Below are 17893 nucleotides of genomic sequence, written 5' to 3' on the forward strand. Positions count from 1 at the left end.
TCTTTTTTCGAAGCCGTCAACCATTCACCGGTCGGGCAAGGCAGCATATGGACAACATCAAAAAAGCCATGCGGCATATTGACGCTGGCGGTGGCAGCTCAAATCATCGCAAGCCCATTCCCTTCGAGGATTTTCTCCAGACGGTGCTGGACAACCCCATCGGCACCATTCGAAACGTGTTCCAGGTCTTTCACGATCTGTTCAAGGAATATGTGGGTGAAGGTGTGGATGAGTATCCCAACGACCCGGAATCGATTCAATACGTGAGTTATGACTGCAGCCGGCTGTTTGTCGAGGGTGCGGACCACCCTTTCTTTGCCGACCGGCTTTTTGCCAACCGCCTGGTCAACCATGTCGAGGCCCTGCGAATGGGCGCCCAGCAAAACAAAATTTATATTTTTGATGGCCCGCACGGCTGCGGCAAGAGCACGTTTTTGAACAATTTGTTGCAGCGTTTTGAAGAGTTCGCCAATACCGAAGCGGGTGCCCGTTACGAAACGGTCTGGCGTTTGGATCGCAGACAACTGGCCCATGAAGGCGGCAACGAGACTGCATCCATCCTGGAGAGCCTGTTCCGGATGCAGGAGAATTCAGACAAAAAGCAGTTTGAGACCATTCGGACCATGGCTCCGCCCGAAACGGATCATTACTTTGTAGAGGTTCCCTGCCCCTGCCATGATAATCCGCTGCTCCTGATCCCCAAAAACCAGCGGCGGCAATTTCTCGATGATCTGTTTGAAAACAACGAATTCAAATACACCCTGTTCACCGACAAGGCCTTTGAATGGATTTTCCAGGAAGTTCCCTGCACGATCTGCGGGTCGCTTTACGACGCGCTGCTCGCTCGACTGAAGCGTCCGGCGAAGGTTTTCCAAATGATCCATGCCGTTCCCTATAGTTTCAATCGCCGGCTGGGCAGGGGCGTCAGCGTGTTCTCCCCGGGGGACCGTCCCGTCAAGGAGATCATTCAAACCAATGAGTATCTTCAGCGGCTGATCAACCGTCTCTTCTCCGACAGCAATCAGGTCCGCTATATCTACTCCCGGTATGCCAAAACCAACAACGGCATCTATGCGCTGATGGACATCAAATCCCACAACATCGAGCGTCTTATCGAGCTTCACAACATTATCAGCGAAGGGCTGCACAAGGTGGAGGATATCGAGGAAAACGTCAATTCTTTGTTCCTGGCCCTGATGAATCCGGAAGACAAAAAGAACATCAAGGATTTTCAGTCATTTTCCGACCGCATCGTTTACATCAATATTCCTTATGTATTGGATCTCAACACGGAGGTCGAAATTTACCGCAACATCTTCGGAGCCCACATCGACGACAGTTTTTTGCCCCGCGTACTGCACAACTTTGCCCGGGTTATCATCTCTTCCCGGTTAAGCCTGCGTTCGGAAGCTATGCTCGATTGGATCCCGGAGCCTGGTAAATACAGCCGTTATTGTGACAAGAACCTTCAATTGCTCAAGATGGAAATTTACACCGGCTATATACCCGGGTGGTTGTCCGAGGAAGACCGCAAGGCGCTTACGGCCAAACGCCGCCGGCGGATTATCGGAGAATCCGAATATGAAGGCCGTCAGGGTATCTCGGGGCGCGACTCCATAAAAATCTTCAACACCTTTTATACCGCCTACGCCAAATCGGGTGAATTGATCGACATGGCCATGCTGTGCAAGTTCTTTCACGCACAGAAAGACCTGAAGGGCTCCATTCCGGAAGGATTCCTGGATTCACTGCTGCTGATGTACGATTTTTTCATCCTCCAGGAGGTCAAGGAGTCCCTTTATTACTATAATGAAGAACAGATTCACCGGGAAATTCTGCACTACATGTTTGCGGTCAATTTTGAGCCGGGAACCATTGAAACCTGCACGTTTACCGGCGAGAAAGTCCGTATCACCGAAGAACTGCTGGACGGGTTTGAACGTCGTATGCTTGGGGAGAAGGTGGAAAAGGTTAAACTGCTCAATTTCAGAAAGGATACCCAGAAGGAATACACCTCCCGCGCCCTGACCCAGGAGATCATGGTGGCCGGTTCGCCGCCTACGCAAACCCGTTTGTTCCAATCCTTAAAAGAGCGCTACGTATACAATATCAAGGAGAAAGTGTTTGATCCCTTCCTTGAAAACGTAAACTTTCGACGGGCGATCAAAGATTATGCCGAGGAGGACTTCAAGACCTACGACCAGAAGATCCGTGAAGATGTCACTTTTTTGATGGATAACCTCATGAAACGATATCGATATACCGAACAAGGTGCCAAAGCAGTCTGCATTTACGTCATTGACAATGATCTCGCCCGTAAGTTCAATAAACCGTGACAGACAGACCGCACTGACATGCAGTCGGATGTTGAAACCCCAAAAACGGTTAGGATGCTAAATAATTCCAGATTCTTGACTGCCTGTAACCAGCAATCCGTAAAGCTGGGAGGTCAGCATCCCTGCAAACATCAGTATGCAGCCCACCACCCCCCTGCCTGACATGACTTCTCCCAATATGAACCAGCCACCCACGGCGGCGAAAACCGACTCCAGGCAAAGCAGGATGGCGGCGTGGGCCGGGTGGGCGTGGCGTTGGGCCACCACCTGAAGGGTATAGGCCACCCCAACGGACAGGGCCCCGCCGTATATAATGGGCAAGCCGGCGGATATGATGCTGGCCAGGGTGGTGGTTTCGACAGCCGCAGCCGTCAACAGGCTGGCTGCGGCGCACACCAGGAACTGGATGAAAGCCAGGCGCAGAGAATTGGTTTTGGGGGCAAGCCAGCCGATCAGATGGATGTGGCCGGCCCAAAGCACCGCCCCGATCAATTCCAGCAGGTCCCCAAAAGAGATGCTGAAGTCTTCGTTTATGCTGAGCAGGTACATGCCGGCGGCGGCCATCGATGCACCGCTCCAGGTGCCTGCATTGGTGTGCTGGCCCCACAGCAGCCCCATGATGGGAACGATAACCACATACAGCCCGGTGATGAAACCCGCCTTTCCGGCGGTGGTATGAACCAACCCCACCTGCTGGAGGGATGCACCGGCAAAGATGACCAGTCCGGCCAGCCCGCCGTAAACAACCAATTTTTTTGAATGAATCAGGTAGCTGCCGTCAGGGTTCGGGTGTCGGTCCTTGCGGTTGCGGTAGATAAAAGGAACCAGCACCATGGCGCCGAGTAAAAAACGGATGCCGTTGAAGGCGAAAGGCCCCACGTGATCCATGCCCATGCGTTGGGCCACGAACGCGAAACCCCAGATGATCGCACTTAGCAGGAACAACAGGTCGGATTTCAGATGCCGTGTCTGCATCTACTGGTTTCCGAACCCGTTCATGCCGCCGCAATCCGGACACTGCCAGGTGATGCCGTTGCAGGACATGCCCCATACGTTTGCGTACATGCATTCCTGGCAGATCATGAAGCCGCAGCGGCAGCTCCAGCAAAAGGGCACCGTTTTGGTGCAGCAATGGCAACTTTTCGGACCATTCCGTCGTCGCCGGGATCGTCGGGTTAAAGTCTCATTCATGGTTTCCAGAAGTCTTGTCGTTGAAGATGGTTAATGGTACCATGCGCCCGAACCGGTGAAACGACATTTACTAATGCAGGAGCAACTTCGTGTCAACGCAAATGGATCTCAACCAGGAAAAGGCAGCGCCGACGCTGTACCTGATCGACGGCAGCGCATACATCTACCGGGCCTACCATGCGGTGCGGGGCCTGTCCAACAGCAGCGGGCTGCCCACCAACGCCACCTTTGGATTTACCCGCATGCTGATCAAGCTGATGGCCGACCGGTCCCCGAACCACGTGGCCATGTTTTTCGATGCCAAGGGACCTACCTTCCGCCACGCGCGTTATGGGCAGTACAAGGCCACCAGACCGCCCATGCCCGAGGATCTGGTGGTGCAGCTGCCATGGATCCGTAAGGTTACCGAGGCGTTTAAAATCCCTGTATTCGAAATGCAGGGCTACGAGGCCGACGATCTCATCGGCACCCTGGCCCGCGCGGCCGAAGAAAATGGGTTTCGCGTGGTCATGGTCACCGGGGACAAGGATTTTATGCAGCTGGTCACTGATCGCTGCACCATCTGGGACCCAATGAAGGACAAAACGCTTGATCCTGCCGCCATTCGCGAGGCCTTCGATCTGGAGGCCGGTCAGATGATCGATATGATGGGTCTTTCCGGCGACACGTCAGACAACATTCCCGGTGTTCCCGGCATCGGCCAGAAGACGGCCGTGGAACTGATTAAAACCTTCGGCAGCATGGAAGGGGTGTATGCCGGCATCGACACCATCACCAAGACAAAACAGAAGGAAAACCTGATTCAATACCAGGATCAAGCCTGGTTGAGCCGCGAACTGGTGACCATCGATCGGCATGCGCCCATTGAATTCAATCCGGACCGGTTGAAAGCCCAGCTGCCCGATGATGATGCGTTGACCCGTCTTTTTGCTGAACTGGAGTTCAGGCAGCTGCAGCAGGAATATGCCTCCCAGGTTCAATCGGGCGAGCGTTTCTATGCAGCCGTCACGGATGCGGATGGCCTGGATGAGCTGGTGCGTCGCCTGGAAGCATCCAATCGATTTGCCCTGGACACGGAAACCACTTCGCTGGATCCCATGCAGGCCCGACTGGTGGGGCTGTCTTTTTGCCTGGTACCCGCTGAGGCTTGGTATATCCCGGTGGGACACAACTATCTGGGTGCTCCCAAACAGCTTTCCCTGGAGCTTGTGCTGGAGCGGTTGCGACCGGTTCTGGCCAACCCGCAAGTGGAAAAAATCGGCCAGAATATTAAATACGACTGGACGGTGCTGCGTCGCCATGGGGTGGAGCTGGCAGGTGTTGCCTTTGACACCATGGTGGCCTCTTACCTGATCAGTCCCGGAAAGCGGGCCCACGGCCTGGATCAGATCGCCCTGGATTACCTGGGCCACAAGAATATCCGCTATGAGGAGGTGGCGGGAAAAGGAAAAGCCGCGGTCACCTTCGATCAGGTGATTCTGGAAAAGGCCATTCCTTACGCATGTGAAGATGCTGATATCACCCTGGCCGCCCACGATGTATTTCTTCCCATGTTGGAAGAGAACGGCTTGACCGACCTGATGAAGCAGGTGGAGATGCCCCTGCTGCCTGTTTTGCTGGGCATGGAGATGACCGGTGTATGTGTAAACCGTGACAAGCTCTATGCGCTGTCCAAATCCTTTGCCGGTCAGCTGGACCAACTGGAACAGCAGATTTATCAACTGACCGGTGAAACCTTCAACATCAATTCATCCCAGCAGCTGGGTCACATCTTGTTTGAAAAATTGAATCTGCCGGTCCAGAAAAAAACCAAGAAAAAAACCGGGTACTCTACCGACGTGGAGGTGTTGACGACGCTGGCCCGCAACCACGAGCTCCCGGCTCTGGTACTGCGGCACCGGACCCTGGCCAAACTGAAATCCACTTATGCGGATGCGCTGCTGGATCTGATCCACCCTGAAACCGGACGCATCCATACCTCGTTCAACCAGACCGTGGCCGCTACCGGTCGGCTGAGCAGCAGCGATCCCAACCTGCAGAACATCCCCATCCGTACCGAAGAGGGCCGCGAAATCAGAAAGGCTTTCGTACCCCGTAAGGGCTGGCAGTTTCTCTCGGCGGATTACTCACAGATCGAGCTGCGCATCCTGGCACATTGTTCCGAGGACCCAATCCTCATCCAGGCTTTTAAAGCGGACGAGGATATTCATACCCGAACGGCTGCAGAGGTCTTTCAGATTTTCCCCCAGATGATCACCGCTGACTTGCGGCGACAGGCCAAGGCCATCAACTTCGGCATCATCTATGGTATGAGTGCCTTCGGGCTGGCCAGGGAGCTGGAGATCAGCAACAAGATGGCCCAGACGTACATCGACCACTATTTTGCCCGCTACCATGGGGTCAAGACCTTTATCGACGGCACCATCGCCAGGGCTCACGACACCCGGAAGACCAGTACGCTGCTCGGTCGTATCCGGCAGCTGCCGGATATCGCCAGCACCAACCGCAACGTGCGCCAGTTTGCCGAACGTACCGCCATCAACACCCCCATCCAGGGTTCTGCCGCGGATTTGATCAAGTTGGCCATGATCAACGTGGACCGGGCGCTGCGCCAAAAACACATGCAAACCGCCATGCTGCTTTCCGTGCATGATGAAATGATTTTCGAGGTGCCGCCGGAGGAGCTTGATGATGCCAAGGCGCTGGTCCGGGAGGAGATGGAGCACGTATGGCAGTTGGCCGTTCCCCTGAAAGTCAACCTTGCCTGCGGGCAGAACTGGGCTGAGGCCCACTGACACGATTTATTCCTGAGGAGGGTTCCTATGAGACTATCGACAGGGATCATTTCAACACTGGTGGTCGCCACGCTTTTCTTCGGATGCGCCACACCACGAATCACCCTCTTTTCCGATGCCTCCGATCCATTACGGGAGATTACCCTGGAGGGCACGGCCGACGATAAAATCCTGGTGATTCCCATCACCGGCGTCATCTCCGATTCGCCCAAAGGCCGGATCATGCGGACGGTGCCGGGTCTGGTTCAGGAAGTGGTTGCGCATCTGATGCTGGCTGAAAAGGACGATCGGGTCAAGGCCGTGCTGTTCAAAATCGATACTCCCGGGGGTACCACCACGGCCAGCGACATTCTCTACCATGAGATTCTCTCCTTTAAACAGCGCAGCGGCAAAAAGGTGGTGGTCTGCATGATGAACCTGGCCACATCCGGGGGTTATTACCTGTCCCTGCCGGCCGATGTGATCATGGCCCATCCCACCACCATCACCGGGTCGATCGGCGTCATCCTGATACGGCCTGAGGTGTCGGGGCTCATGGAAAAGATCGGTGTGGCCGTGCAGGTAAACAAAACCGGTGAGAATAAGGATATGGGGTCGCCTTTTCGCAGTGTTACGCCCGCGGAGGAGAACATGCTGCAGGCGTTGGCCGATACATTGGGCCGGCGGTTCGTCGATCTGGTCAAAAAGCATCGGAAACTGGACGGCCAACGCCTGGCCACCGTTGCCGACGCCCGCGTTTTCCTGGCTGACGCGGCAGTTGCTGCGGGCCTCGTGGACAAAATCGGCTATCTTCAGGACGCCCTCACCGAGGCCAAAGTGATTGCCGGAACGGGTGCCGACGCCCGGGTGGTGACCTACCGGAGGACCGATTACCCCAATGATAACGTCTACAATTCGCTTACCAGCGGCACCCAGTTCAACCCGAGGCCGCTGGTGGACATGGGGCCCATCGGCGATCTGCTCTCCCTGGATGCCGGTTTCTATTACCTCTGGCCCCAGGCGCTGGGTTCACCCTGACCGATTTCAACGGCCGCCTTAAAGCGGCGCCACGGCTGCCGATAGGTGTTAGAACGGCATTCCCGACGAGGAGGCGTTTTGAATGAACCCAGAACGTTTTTTTGAGTCCGCTGAACAGAGAACCGGTTAAGCATCGCCCCTTATGCCATCGCCACCTTCATGGCTCGTCAGCGCCTCCTTTGTCTCCTGGGGCACCGACTGTTTGACGGTTTTATCCACCGCCTGGTAGATGGCTGTGAAGGCCTCCGGAAATCCTGTCGGGGAAATCCGCCCCGTTTCAATGAACTTGACCACGATTTCCTTGGTGGTCCGCAGAATCTGTTCGTCCTGGTCTGTCTTGCGCATCGATACCTGCCTTGCCTGTTAATATTTTTAAATATATTGAACTGTTATCAGGAACCCTGCCGGAAGTCAACCGTGCCATCAGGACCAGGCGAATCGTTGTCTGAAACGGCCGATTCAACAGAACGTTTGACACGGTTTCCGCCATCCTTTAATAAGAAGCCCCAAAGAAACCGATTGGAGATATTCATGAAATCCTATGATCACACCGTCCGCTACGCCGTAGAGAAGCCTGAGATCGTCACCATCGATGTGCTTGATCCCATTGAATACCAGGATAAGGGCAGGCGGGACATCCTCATCACCATTGCTCAGCCCGAATTTACCTCGGTCTGTCCCATGACCGGCCTGCCGGATTTTGGTACCATCACCATCCGGTATACACCGGATGAATGGATTGTCGAACTGAAGTCATTGAAATACTATCTGCTCCAGTATCGTAACGTGGGCATGTTTTACGAGCATGTTTGCAACCGGATACTCGACGACCTGGTGCGGGTGCTTCAACCCAAAATGATTGAAGTGACCGGGCGATTCACATCAAGAGGTGGTTTGACCACCGAGGTATGTGCCCGATATGAGGCGCCGTCATGAGTGCGATCACCGGTGTGAAAACACACACCCTGGCATTGCTGTTGATTATCGTGGTGCTGGTTTCAGGTTGTGGGATTGCCTCGTCCTACCGGCCTGCGTACCAAAAGACAATCCGCGATTTTTCAGGCAATGGCAGTTACCGCAAAACGGTCGGAGTTATGGCGCTATCCAACGCGACCCAGTTTGCCAACGCGCAGGCAGCCTCACCGTTGATGACCGCCTTTCTGTCCAGCATGGGGTCGGCGGCTGCCGATGCGCTGCTGGTGGTGCCGGGTAAAACAGACGTTCCGTCCTTTCTATCGAGCCCACCACGGCTTGCCAGTGGTGAACTGGATGTATTCACCTTGTCTGCACTGGCCCGTCAGGAGGGAATGAACGTCATTGCGAGCCCCGTGCTCATGGACATTCGTGTTCGAACCCGTGATTCGGGATTCTGGATTTTCAAAGATGTGGCCTACAGCCTTCAGATCCAGACCGCCGCCGCCCTCTATGATGCCATCACCGGTTCGCGTTTAGCCCTGGAAATCTTGATCGACGAAATCGATATCGATGCGAACCAGGCGGCTGCTATCCGCAACGGTCAAGAGCCCCTGGTGGACGACCTGGCCGAAGTCGCCGCAGAGATGGGCGAAAAGCTGGGAGAGCGAATGGGCGATGCGGTCGAAGAGAGCAAATGGCTGGCTACCGTGATTTCCGTGGAGAACGGGATATGTGTCATCGCGGCAGGCGGCGAAGCGGGTATCGAGGTCGGGGATCGATTCAGCGTGTTGGATGGCAGCGGCGTATTGGCCGGATTGGATGGGCAGCGTTTCGTCGTTCCCGGCCCGAAAATAGGCGAAATTGCCATCACCCGGGTGGCCTCCCGGCAATCATACGGGGCGCCCGAATCCGGGGACATGCCCCCGGCAGGCAGCATATTGATACCTGGTCGTTAGACACGCCGCCCCCTTAACCATGGGTTGTCGATTGTGGCGCAATCGAATCGGCGTATTGCCGGATTAGCTCCATGGCCTCGGCTTCCGAAGCGATAAACCGGATGGCGCTGCGGAACTGTCCGGCATTGCGCATGCCTTTCACAAACCAGCACAACCGGCTGCGCATCATTCGGCAGGCTGTTTTTTCCCCGAGATAGCCGACCGAAGCCTGCAGGTAATCCATCATCATGTCGATGCGCTGGCTGTCAGCCGCCGGCGCTGCAGGCCGGCCATGGGAGACCGCCAGTATCCTACTGAAAATCATGGGATTACCGATGGCGGCCCGGCCCACCATTACCCCGTCACAACCGGTTGCATTCATCATCCGCAATGCATCTTCCGGTACGGTCACATCGCCGTTGCCGATCACCGGAATGGTCAGACGCTTTTTTAGCGCGGCGATGATGGACCAATCCGCATCTCCCCGAAATCCTTGCGTGGCTGTCCGTGGGTGCACGGTGATGGCATCCACGCCGCAATCTTCCGCCATGCGGGCGATTTCCAAGGCTTGCTTTCCAGACGGTTCCCAGCCGGATCGGATTTTGATGGTTAATGGGATGGTTACCGATTTGCGAACCGAATCCAGGATCCGGCTCGCCAGTGGCAGGTCTTTCATCAAGGCAGAACCCGAGTTGCTTTTCAGTATTTTTTTGACTGAGCAACCGAAATTGATATCAACAATATCCGCACCGGAATCCTGAACAATCCTGGCCGCATCGGCCAGTATCTGTGGGTCCGAACCGAAAATCTGTACCGAGAGGGGCTTTTCCTCAGGAGAACTGTCCAGCAGCTGGACGGTTTTCTCCGAACCGTACACCAGCGCGTTGGAACTGATCATCTCCGAGCATACCAGTCCGCAACCGGCCCTTTTGGCCAGCAGCCGCATGGGCAGGTTGGTGATGCCGGCCAGCGGTGCCAGTATGGTGAAATTGTCTGTTGCAACCGAACCGATTCTCATTGATGGCCCCTGTGGCCTTGAGGGCTCCTGTTTGCGCGATCCAGTTGGTCGCAGGCGGGGTTGGCATAGCAGAACAGGCAGTTGTGGTGGCATGGGTGAAGGCAGTAAGACCCCACATCCACCGAAATCGTGCACCCGCAGCCCGACGCCTTGCGTTGACCGACATCCTGACGAAGGGACACCCGGCCACCATGAACCGCCATGACCCGCCGGCTTGAAATGCAGGCTCCCGGCCTGATGGTCGATCCTTTGGGAAGCCTTTCCAGCAACTGATTTTCACAACACAGGACCAGGTGAATGCCCAGTGGGGACAGGGACCGCTCCATTTCGAGCAGGACGCTTGTTTTCTCAGCCGCTGGCGGTTCAACAAATGAAAGCGCTCCCCGGGCGCGGCGTTCAATTTTCCGATAGTGATCCATGAAACTGGTGGTGCAGGAGCGGATGCCACATTCCCCTGCCACGGCTGATATGGCTTCGAAATCATCCAGATTGGTCCCGGTTCGGCCCGCTGGTGTAATGAAATGGCAGATGGGGTCGAAGCGCCATTGCACCGACGCGGCCCCGAACCGTAGACAGAGCTGCCGCAGCTGTTCGAACCGCAAATTCAGATCTGGAACCTTAGGTTCTATCAGCCGTGATCGAGAATTGACCGTGAAGTTGAAAAACAGGTGGTAACCCATGTCCTGAAGACGCTCTCCACAGCGTTCTTTCAGAAAGGGACCAAAATCCTTGGACCAGAACACCATGGCGTGAAACCGCTGCGGTGAGACGGCCACCTGCCTGACCTTCCGGTTATAGGGATTTACCACATCGACCCGACCGCGGGCCACCTGCGCCATGAACCAGGGCATGTAAAAGGCCGGAATGTCCGTTCGTCTTGATACGGACAATATCTGTCTCATATTGTTTCTCATATTCGAAACGTCGGCCGGCTTATCGCTTCAGCTTGTCTTTCAGGGAAATTACCGTGGCCTTGCCGTTGGCAGGGGTGGGTGGTTTGCCGGGGGGCGAGTCATGAAGGTCGTCCCCGTCCGGAGCGTTGTCCGGGCAGACGATTCGCTCCAAGCGCATCCGCTTGCCGTTCATGGTAAATTCATCGCCAAGAATATAACGGTCCCGCAGAATCCATGTGACCACCTGCAGGGGAACCTGAAGCATGAGAAGTTTCACATGATACCAGTCCGGCTTGCTATCGGGAAGAATCTTTTCAATCCGGGCAAAACCAAGGGGTTGATCCTCAAAGTGGATCAGGACGATGTCATTTTCTGTAGGCATGCGCTGGTCCTTTTGGTTTGTATATTTCCGCTTCGTGACGGTTTAAAAGCGTTGACCGCAGAAAGTATATGCTCTAAAATCAAGCCCCAATCACAATCAGGTTGTGGAAGGGTCCACTTTTGAGGGCAAGGAGATCCACGATGACCCACTATCGCATACATCCGATCGTTATGGGGACCAAGCAGTTCGACATGGGAATGATGACTTACCAGCATGGTTATGGAAGATCAACCACTATTCCGATATACTGCTGGTATCTCGAGGGCGGAGACCAGGTCGTCATTGTGGATACCGGAGAGATGCATCCGGTGCAATCCGAGGATCGTGAGCAGGCCATCGGCGGGCGGATCTATACTTTCGAAGCGGGCCTGGCCCGACACAACCTTAATCCAGAGCGAATCGATAAGGTGATTCACACCCACCTCCACAACGATCATTGTGAAAACGATTTTAAATGCACCAATGCCGAGATTTTTGTCCACCCGCAGGAAATGAAGCATATCCACAATCCGCATCCTCTGGATTTCAGATATGTGCCGGACTATCTTGAGGAGGTGGAGCAAAACGGCCAGATCCGGCTCGTGGAGGTCGACGCAGAGATTGTCGATGGCATCCGGGTCATGCATACCCCGGCCCACACCGAAGGCGGTCTGACGGTTCTGGTTGAAACGACTGCCGGTACGGCGGCCATAACCGGCTTTTGCGTGATCAACGAGAACTTCTTTCCGCCGAAACAGATCCGCGCCATGGAAATGGAAGTGATTCCTCCCGGTACCCACGTGAATGCCTACGAGGCATACGACATCATGGTCAAGGTCAAGGAGGTGGCCGATATTCTGCTACCGTTGCATGAACCGTGTTTTGCCGATGGCCGGCCGATCCCGTGACTGAATACCCATTCATCCCCGATTAAACGATGCGCCGCGACGGTTAGGACAGTTTCTCCTCCACCATCGGGCAATCCCGATGGCTACAATGAATTTAAATTCATTCCTTCAGGTCGGCGGCTGCTGCCCGCCCCGGCCCGCCGGCCGGGCGTGACGGGACGCCCTTGTATCATTAGGATTTTATAATATAATTACAGCAGACGGCCCCCAAGAGAAGCGTGATTTCGTTTTGGGCTTGACAGTGGGTTTCCTCCTCTGATAAATGAATGAGCGTTCATTCATAAATAGGCGCCGTTTTCGCTCAACCTTGCCCGGATTCACCCAGGCCTTGATTAAACAAAAAGTCCATAACTGCATCCAGAATCCAGCATTGTGTCCGGGATCTTGTGTGGAACGGGCAGGGGGGAGCGAATCGCGGGTCGTCTCCGGCGCCGGCAAATTCAGCACCACCGGTCTCAGGCGGCGCTGGACCCCCCCATCCGAATGATGCCGTGCAGAAACCTGTGCCGGTGGGGATGACGTTTTGGTTGGATACGATAAGATGACCTGAAAAGGGGTAACTTAAATTTGCAGGAGGATATTATGACCAGGAAAATCAGGAAAGCAGCGGTCATCGGGAGCGGTGTGATGGGCGGCGGTATTGCCGCACTTCTGGCCAGCGCCGGGGTGAAAACATTGCTGCTGGACATCGTTCCGTTTGATCTGAAGGCGGAGGAAAAATCCAACCCGGTGGCCAGAAACAGAATCGTCAAGGCAGGGCTCGATAGCGTCCGCATGTCCCGGCCGGCGTTGCTGATGCAACCCAAGGATGCGGATCTGATCAGCATTGGCAATCTGGATGACGATTTCGACAAGCTGGCGGACTGTGACTGGATTGTGGAAGTGGTGGTCGAGAACCTCAAGGTCAAACAGGCGTTGCTCAAACGCATCGAACCGGTAAGAAAGCCTGGTGCGATTGTCTCCTCAAACACCTCCGGCATTCCGCTAAAAAGCATGAGCCAGGGGTTGAGTGTCGAATTCAAGCAGCACTTCCTCGGTACGCACTTTTTCAACCCGGTTCGGTACATGAAACTGCTGGAGATCATTCCCGGAGAAGAGACCCGTCCCGATGTGCTCGCTTTCATGGCTGATTTTGGGGAGCGGGTGATGGGCAAAGGGATCGTTTGGGCCAAGGATACACCCAATTTCGTGGGCAACCGTATCGGCGTTCAGGGAATGGTAAAAACCATCCAGCTCATGCTGGAAGACGGCATGAGTATCCCGGAAGTGGATGCCCTCTTCGGGCCGGCCATGGGCCGTCCGAAAACCGCCATGTTCAAGACCGCCGACCTGGTGGGCCTGGACACCCTCGCCCATGTGGCCAAAAACACCTACGACCTGGTGCCTGGTGACGAGGCCCGGGACGATTTCGTCATGCCCGAATTCGTAGGCAGGATGATCGCGGGCAAGATGCTGGGGAAAAAGACCAGGGTCGGCTTTTACAAGACCGACTTGACCCCCGAATGGAAAAAAATTCGCCAGGTCATCGATCCGGCCACCTTGACGCACGCGGAATATGGCAAAGTTGATCTGCCCTGTCTGGCTGCAGCCAAGGCTGCCAAATCGCTGCCTGAAAAGATGAAAGCAATTGTTTTCGGAGACGATAAAGGCGCCCGGTTTGCCTGGAAGGCTGTCGCTGCCAACCTTATTTACGCCGCCAACCGTATTCCCGAAATTTCCGATACGATTGTAGAGATCGACAATGCCATGAAATGGGGTTTCAACTTTGAGATGGGCCCTTTTGAAACCTGGGATGCCATTGGGGTGAAGGCTGCCGTTGCCAAAATGGAGGCCGACGGGTTCATTGTTGCCGACGCTGTAAAATCCATGTTGGCGACCGGTTATGACAGCTTCTACAAACTGGAAAACGGCAAACCCTATTTCTACGATTTCTCAACCGGGACCTACCAGCTGATAAAAACAAATGCCAACATTGTCTCACTGGCCGGACTAAAGGCCGACAACAAGACCGTTAAAACATGCAAATCCGCCTCCCTGGTAGACATTGGTGACGATGTTTACTGCCTTGAATTCCACACCAAGATGAACGCCATCAATGGTGAGATCGTCGATTTCATGGCCGAAGCGCTCGAGCATGTGGACGTCAACGGTGCGGGTCTGGTGATCGGCAATCAGGCGGGGGGCTTGCCCGGTGCATTTTCCGCTGGTGGTGACCTGGCCTTCATGGCCGGACTGGCCAAAGCAGGCCAGTACGCCGAAATCGATGCGTTTCTGAAAAAAGCGCAGGCCGGGATGCAGAAGGTTCGCTATGCCAGTTTTCCGGTGGTGGCAGCACCCTACGGCATGACGCTGGGTGGTGGCTGCGAAGTGTGTCTGGGCGCCGCGGACAAGATCGTTGCCCACAGTGAACTTTACATGGGCCTGGTCGAGATCGGCGTAGGTCTGCTGCCCGGCGGCGGCGGATGCTTGAATCTGTGGAAAAAAATGACCAGCACGATCCCCGAGCCGGTCACCGAAGTGGATCTGGCCAAATTCTTTATCCCCACCTTCATGGCCATCGCCATGGCCAAGGTCTCCATGTCTGCCGCCGAAGCCCGGGCCAACGGGTTCCTTGGTCCTCAGGACCGCATCGTTTTCAACCGGGACCACCTCATCGGTGAAGCCAAGAAAGAGGTGCTCAAAATGGTGGACGAAGGGTATGCGCCACCGGTCAAACGCCCCATCCAGGTGTTCGGTACCGCAGCCCAGGGTATGATCGATGCGGAGTTGTTCAACATGCAGTCCGCGAAATTTGTCAGTGAATACGATGCGTTTCTGGCCAAACGGATCGCTTATGTGATCAGCGGCGGTGACGTCCGCACCAACAGTGCCGTCGAGGAAGAGACCATCCTCAACCTGGAGAGAGAGGCGTTCGTCGATTTCTGGAAACAGGAAAAGACCGTGGCCCGCGTCGAGCACATGCTGACCACCGGCAAGCCGCTGCGCAACTAATCCACCCGATTGCCGTAAGTAAAGGAGGACTATTCCATGAGAGATGCATATATCGTATCGTCCGTCAGGACCCCTGGATGCCGCAGAGGCAAGGGAGCCCTTAAAGATACCCGACCGGAAGATCTGCTGGCTTTCATTATGAAGGCGGCGGTTGAAAAAACCGGCGGCCTCGAACCCAAGGACATCGACGATGTCATGATCGGCTGCTCCTTTCCCGAAGCGGAGCAGGGATTAAATATCGGCCGGCTGGTCACCCAGATAGCTGGTTTTCCAATTAGCGTATCCGGTGCCACGGTCAACCGCTTCTGTTCCTCAGGCCTGGAAGCCATCGCCCTGGCCTCGCTGCGGGTCATGGCCGGATGGTCTGAGGTGACCATGGGCGGCGGTGTGGAGTCCATGACATTCGTGCCCATGGGCGGCAACCTGCCTCGCCCTCACCCTGAGCATGCCAAAGCCCACGCCGATCTTTACGCGTCCATGGGCATCACGGCTGAAAATGTGGCCAATCGCTACAAGGTGACCCGTGAAGACCAGGACGCCTTTGCCTACGAATCTCAAATGAAGGCGGCCAGGGCCCAGAAAGAGGGGCTGTTCACCGAGATCGTACCCACGCCGGCAGCCAAGTATGTGCTCCAGGAAAACGGCACCTACAAGCGGGAGACGTTTATTCAAGAATTCGATGACGGTGTTCGCGATACCACCACCATAGAAGGTCTGGCCAAACTGCGGGCCGTTTTTGCGGTCAACGGTTCGGTTACTGCGGGCAACTCATCCCAGACCACGGATGGTGCGGCGGCAACCATGATTGCCAGCGCCGAGGCGGTGGAAAAATATGGCCTCAAACCCATTGCCAAGTTGAACATGTATACCACGGTCGGCTGTGAACCAGACGAAATGGGCGTCGGCCCGGCATTGGCCATTCCCAAACTGCTGAAGCTGGCCGGAATGAAGACCAGTGATATCGGGCTGTGGGAGATCAATGAGGCCTTCGCTTCACAAGCGCTTTACAGCATCCGGACCATTGGCATCGAAGATCAGATGGACCGCATCAACATCAACGGTGGGGCCATCGCGCTTGGCCACCCGCTGGGATGCACCGGTGCCAAGCTGTGCGCCACGCTGCTGGCCAACATGCAGCGCAAAGGCGTGAAATACGGTGTGGAGTCCATGTGCATCGGCGGCGGCATGGGCGCTGCAGCCCTGTTTGAACTGTGCGATTGACAATGGCAGCGGCCGACCATTTGATCGGCTGCTGCCATTGTTTCTGTTTGCATCTTCCGATACCCTGTGTTACGAGCAGGGCAGTTGGATAGAAAGGCAGTCTTGATCATGCCCAGCGGAGCAGCCATCCACGCTACTTATTTCGGTTTTTATTTTTATTGCCGCCGAGGTGCGCCTGTGGTCTGCTGAACCCGTGACAACCAGGAAATAGCAAGAGCCGCAGGCGCAACCGCCGGCGGCTTTTTTTTTCGTTTTGTGCGTCCTACCCATAAAAACCCATTATGGACCGGAAAGGAAAATCAGTGATGGAAATGACCAATGACATCCGGGTGGAAAAGTTCGATCCGCTCATTTCACCGTCCCAGCTGAAGGAGCAGCTGCCGATGAATGCAACGTCCCTCCACACCGTTGTGGAGGGACGCCGGGCCATCTCAAATATCCTGGACAGAAAGGATCCGCGGCTGCTGGTGATCACCGGGCCCTGTTCCATCCACGACGAGGTGGCCGCCCTGGACTATGCCCGGAGGCTTAAGGGGCTAAATGAGCGGGTTGCCGGGACCATGCAACTGGTGATGCGGGTCTACTTTGAAAAGCCGCGCACCAATGTGGGTTGGAAGGGGTTGATCAACGACCCCTGGTTGAACGGCAGCTATGACATCAACACCGGACTCCGCAAGGCCCGCAGCCTGCTGATGCAGATCACCGCAATGGAAATCCCAACCGCCACGGAGATGCTCGACCCCATTGTGCCCCAGTATATTGCCGGACTGATATGCTGGGCCGCCGTCGGTGCCCGAACCACCGAATCCCAGACCCACCGTGAAATGGCCAGCGGTCTTTCCATGCCCGTGGGGTTCAAGAATTGTACGGATGGAGACCTGTCCACGGCCATCAACGCCATGATAACCGCCGCATCTCCCCAGCATTTTTTGGGCATCGACCCGGACGGGCAGACCTGTATCGTCAAAACCACCGGCAACCCCCACGCGCATATGGTGCTGCGCGGTGGATCCAGGCCCAACTACGATAGCGTCAGCATCCATGAAGCACGGGCCATGCTGGAAGCCAAGGGATTGGCCCAGGCGATCATGGTGGACTGTTCCCACGACAATTCCAGAAAAAACCACACCCGGCAGGCATCGGTGTGGCAGGATGTCATCAATCAGCGTATCGACGGCAACGCCAGCATCATCGGTATGATGTTGGAGAGCAACCTGAATGCGGGGAGTCAGCCGAACAGCGGTAATCTGGAAACCCTGCAATATGGGGTCTCCATCACCGACGCCTGCATCGACTGGGAAACCACCGAAAA

The 17893-nt window shown here is 55.5% G+C and carries 14 protein-coding genes; 9 read left to right on the forward strand and 5 right to left on the reverse strand.

Annotated features, from left to right (window positions below; genetic code table 11):
- Positions 1-47: 47 nt before the first annotated feature.
- Positions 48-2336, forward strand: a complete 2289-nt coding sequence (locus R6V78_RS07935; RefSeq protein ID WP_410288804.1) for a serine protein kinase PrkA — start codon at positions 48-50, stop codon at positions 2334-2336.
- 57 nt (positions 2337-2393) lie between these two features.
- On the opposite strand, the gene R6V78_RS07940 is transcribed toward R6V78_RS07935, so the two are convergent.
- A complete protein-coding gene (locus tag R6V78_RS07940) occupies positions 2394-3311 on the reverse strand; it encodes a DMT family transporter (protein ID WP_410288805.1) in 918 nt (305 codons plus the stop codon).
- Positions 3312-3616: 305 nt separating this feature from the next.
- Between R6V78_RS07940 and polA the strand changes: the two genes are divergently transcribed.
- Both polA and sppA read left to right on the forward strand, forming a co-directional pair.
- Positions 3617-6322 carry a DNA polymerase I gene (gene polA, locus R6V78_RS07945; protein ID WP_410288806.1) on the forward strand — a complete coding sequence of 902 codons (2706 nt, stop codon included), beginning with the start codon at positions 3617-3619 and terminating at the stop codon, positions 6320-6322.
- Between the two features lie 27 nt (positions 6323-6349).
- Positions 6350-7339 (forward strand): signal peptide peptidase SppA, encoded by a 990-nt coding sequence (gene sppA / locus R6V78_RS07950; protein ID WP_410288807.1) that lies wholly within the window; start codon positions 6350-6352, stop codon positions 7337-7339.
- A 126-nt stretch (positions 7340-7465) separates the two neighbouring features.
- On the opposite strand, the gene R6V78_RS07955 is transcribed toward sppA, so the two are convergent.
- The gene (locus tag R6V78_RS07955) at positions 7466-7684 is read right to left on the reverse strand and encodes a conjugal transfer protein TraB (RefSeq protein WP_410288808.1); all 219 of its coding nucleotides are present in this window, start codon (positions 7682-7684) and stop codon (positions 7466-7468) included.
- A 186-nt stretch (positions 7685-7870) separates the two neighbouring features.
- On the opposite strand from R6V78_RS07955, the gene queF reads away from it, so the two are divergent.
- On the forward strand, positions 7871-8275 hold the full coding sequence (queF, locus tag R6V78_RS07960) for a preQ(1) synthase (RefSeq protein WP_410288809.1): 405 nt from the start codon (positions 7871-7873) through the stop codon (positions 8273-8275).
- Positions 8272-9210, forward strand: a complete 939-nt coding sequence (locus R6V78_RS07965) for a hypothetical protein (RefSeq protein ID WP_410288810.1) — start codon at positions 8272-8274, stop codon at positions 9208-9210. The genes queF and R6V78_RS07965 overlap by 4 nt, the downstream gene beginning before the upstream one ends.
- Positions 9211-9223: 13 nt before the next feature.
- On the opposite strand, the gene dusB is transcribed toward R6V78_RS07965, so the two are convergent.
- From dusB to R6V78_RS07980, 3 genes are read right to left on the reverse strand one after another with little or no spacing between them, the layout of a single operon-like run.
- Positions 9224-10207: a tRNA dihydrouridine synthase DusB gene (gene dusB, locus R6V78_RS07970; RefSeq protein WP_410288811.1), complete on the reverse strand. Its 984-nt coding sequence runs from the start codon at positions 10205-10207 to the stop codon at positions 9224-9226.
- Positions 10204-11109 carry a DUF1848 family protein gene (locus tag R6V78_RS07975; RefSeq protein WP_410288812.1) on the reverse strand — a complete coding sequence of 302 codons (906 nt, stop codon included), beginning with the start codon at positions 11107-11109 and terminating at the stop codon, positions 10204-10206. The genes dusB and R6V78_RS07975 overlap by 4 nt, the downstream gene beginning before the upstream one ends.
- A gap of 31 nt (positions 11110-11140) precedes the next feature.
- A complete protein-coding gene (locus tag R6V78_RS07980) occupies positions 11141-11482 on the reverse strand; it encodes a hypothetical protein (protein ID WP_410288813.1) in 342 nt (113 codons plus the stop codon).
- A gap of 140 nt (positions 11483-11622) precedes the next feature.
- Between R6V78_RS07980 and R6V78_RS07985 the strand changes: the two genes are divergently transcribed.
- From R6V78_RS07985 to R6V78_RS08000, 4 genes are all read left to right on the forward strand, one after another.
- On the forward strand, positions 11623-12369 hold the full coding sequence (locus R6V78_RS07985; protein WP_410288814.1) for an N-acyl homoserine lactonase family protein: 747 nt from the start codon (positions 11623-11625) through the stop codon (positions 12367-12369).
- A gap of 582 nt (positions 12370-12951) precedes the next feature.
- Entirely contained in the window at positions 12952-15360 is a 2409-nt protein-coding gene (locus R6V78_RS07990) for a 3-hydroxyacyl-CoA dehydrogenase NAD-binding domain-containing protein (RefSeq protein WP_410288815.1), read from the forward strand.
- A 36-nt stretch (positions 15361-15396) separates the two neighbouring features.
- Positions 15397-16581 carry a thiolase family protein gene (locus tag R6V78_RS07995; protein ID WP_410288816.1) on the forward strand — a complete coding sequence of 395 codons (1185 nt, stop codon included), beginning with the start codon at positions 15397-15399 and terminating at the stop codon, positions 16579-16581.
- A 305-nt stretch (positions 16582-16886) separates the two neighbouring features.
- Positions 16887-17893 (forward strand): 3-deoxy-7-phosphoheptulonate synthase (locus R6V78_RS08000; RefSeq protein WP_410288817.1); only part of this gene is annotated, 1007 nt, incomplete at its 3' end.

The sequence above is a fragment of the Desulfosarcina sp. genome, assembly GCF_046496365.1.
Lineage (GTDB): Bacteria > Desulfobacterota > Desulfobacteria > Desulfobacterales > Desulfosarcinaceae > Desulfosarcina.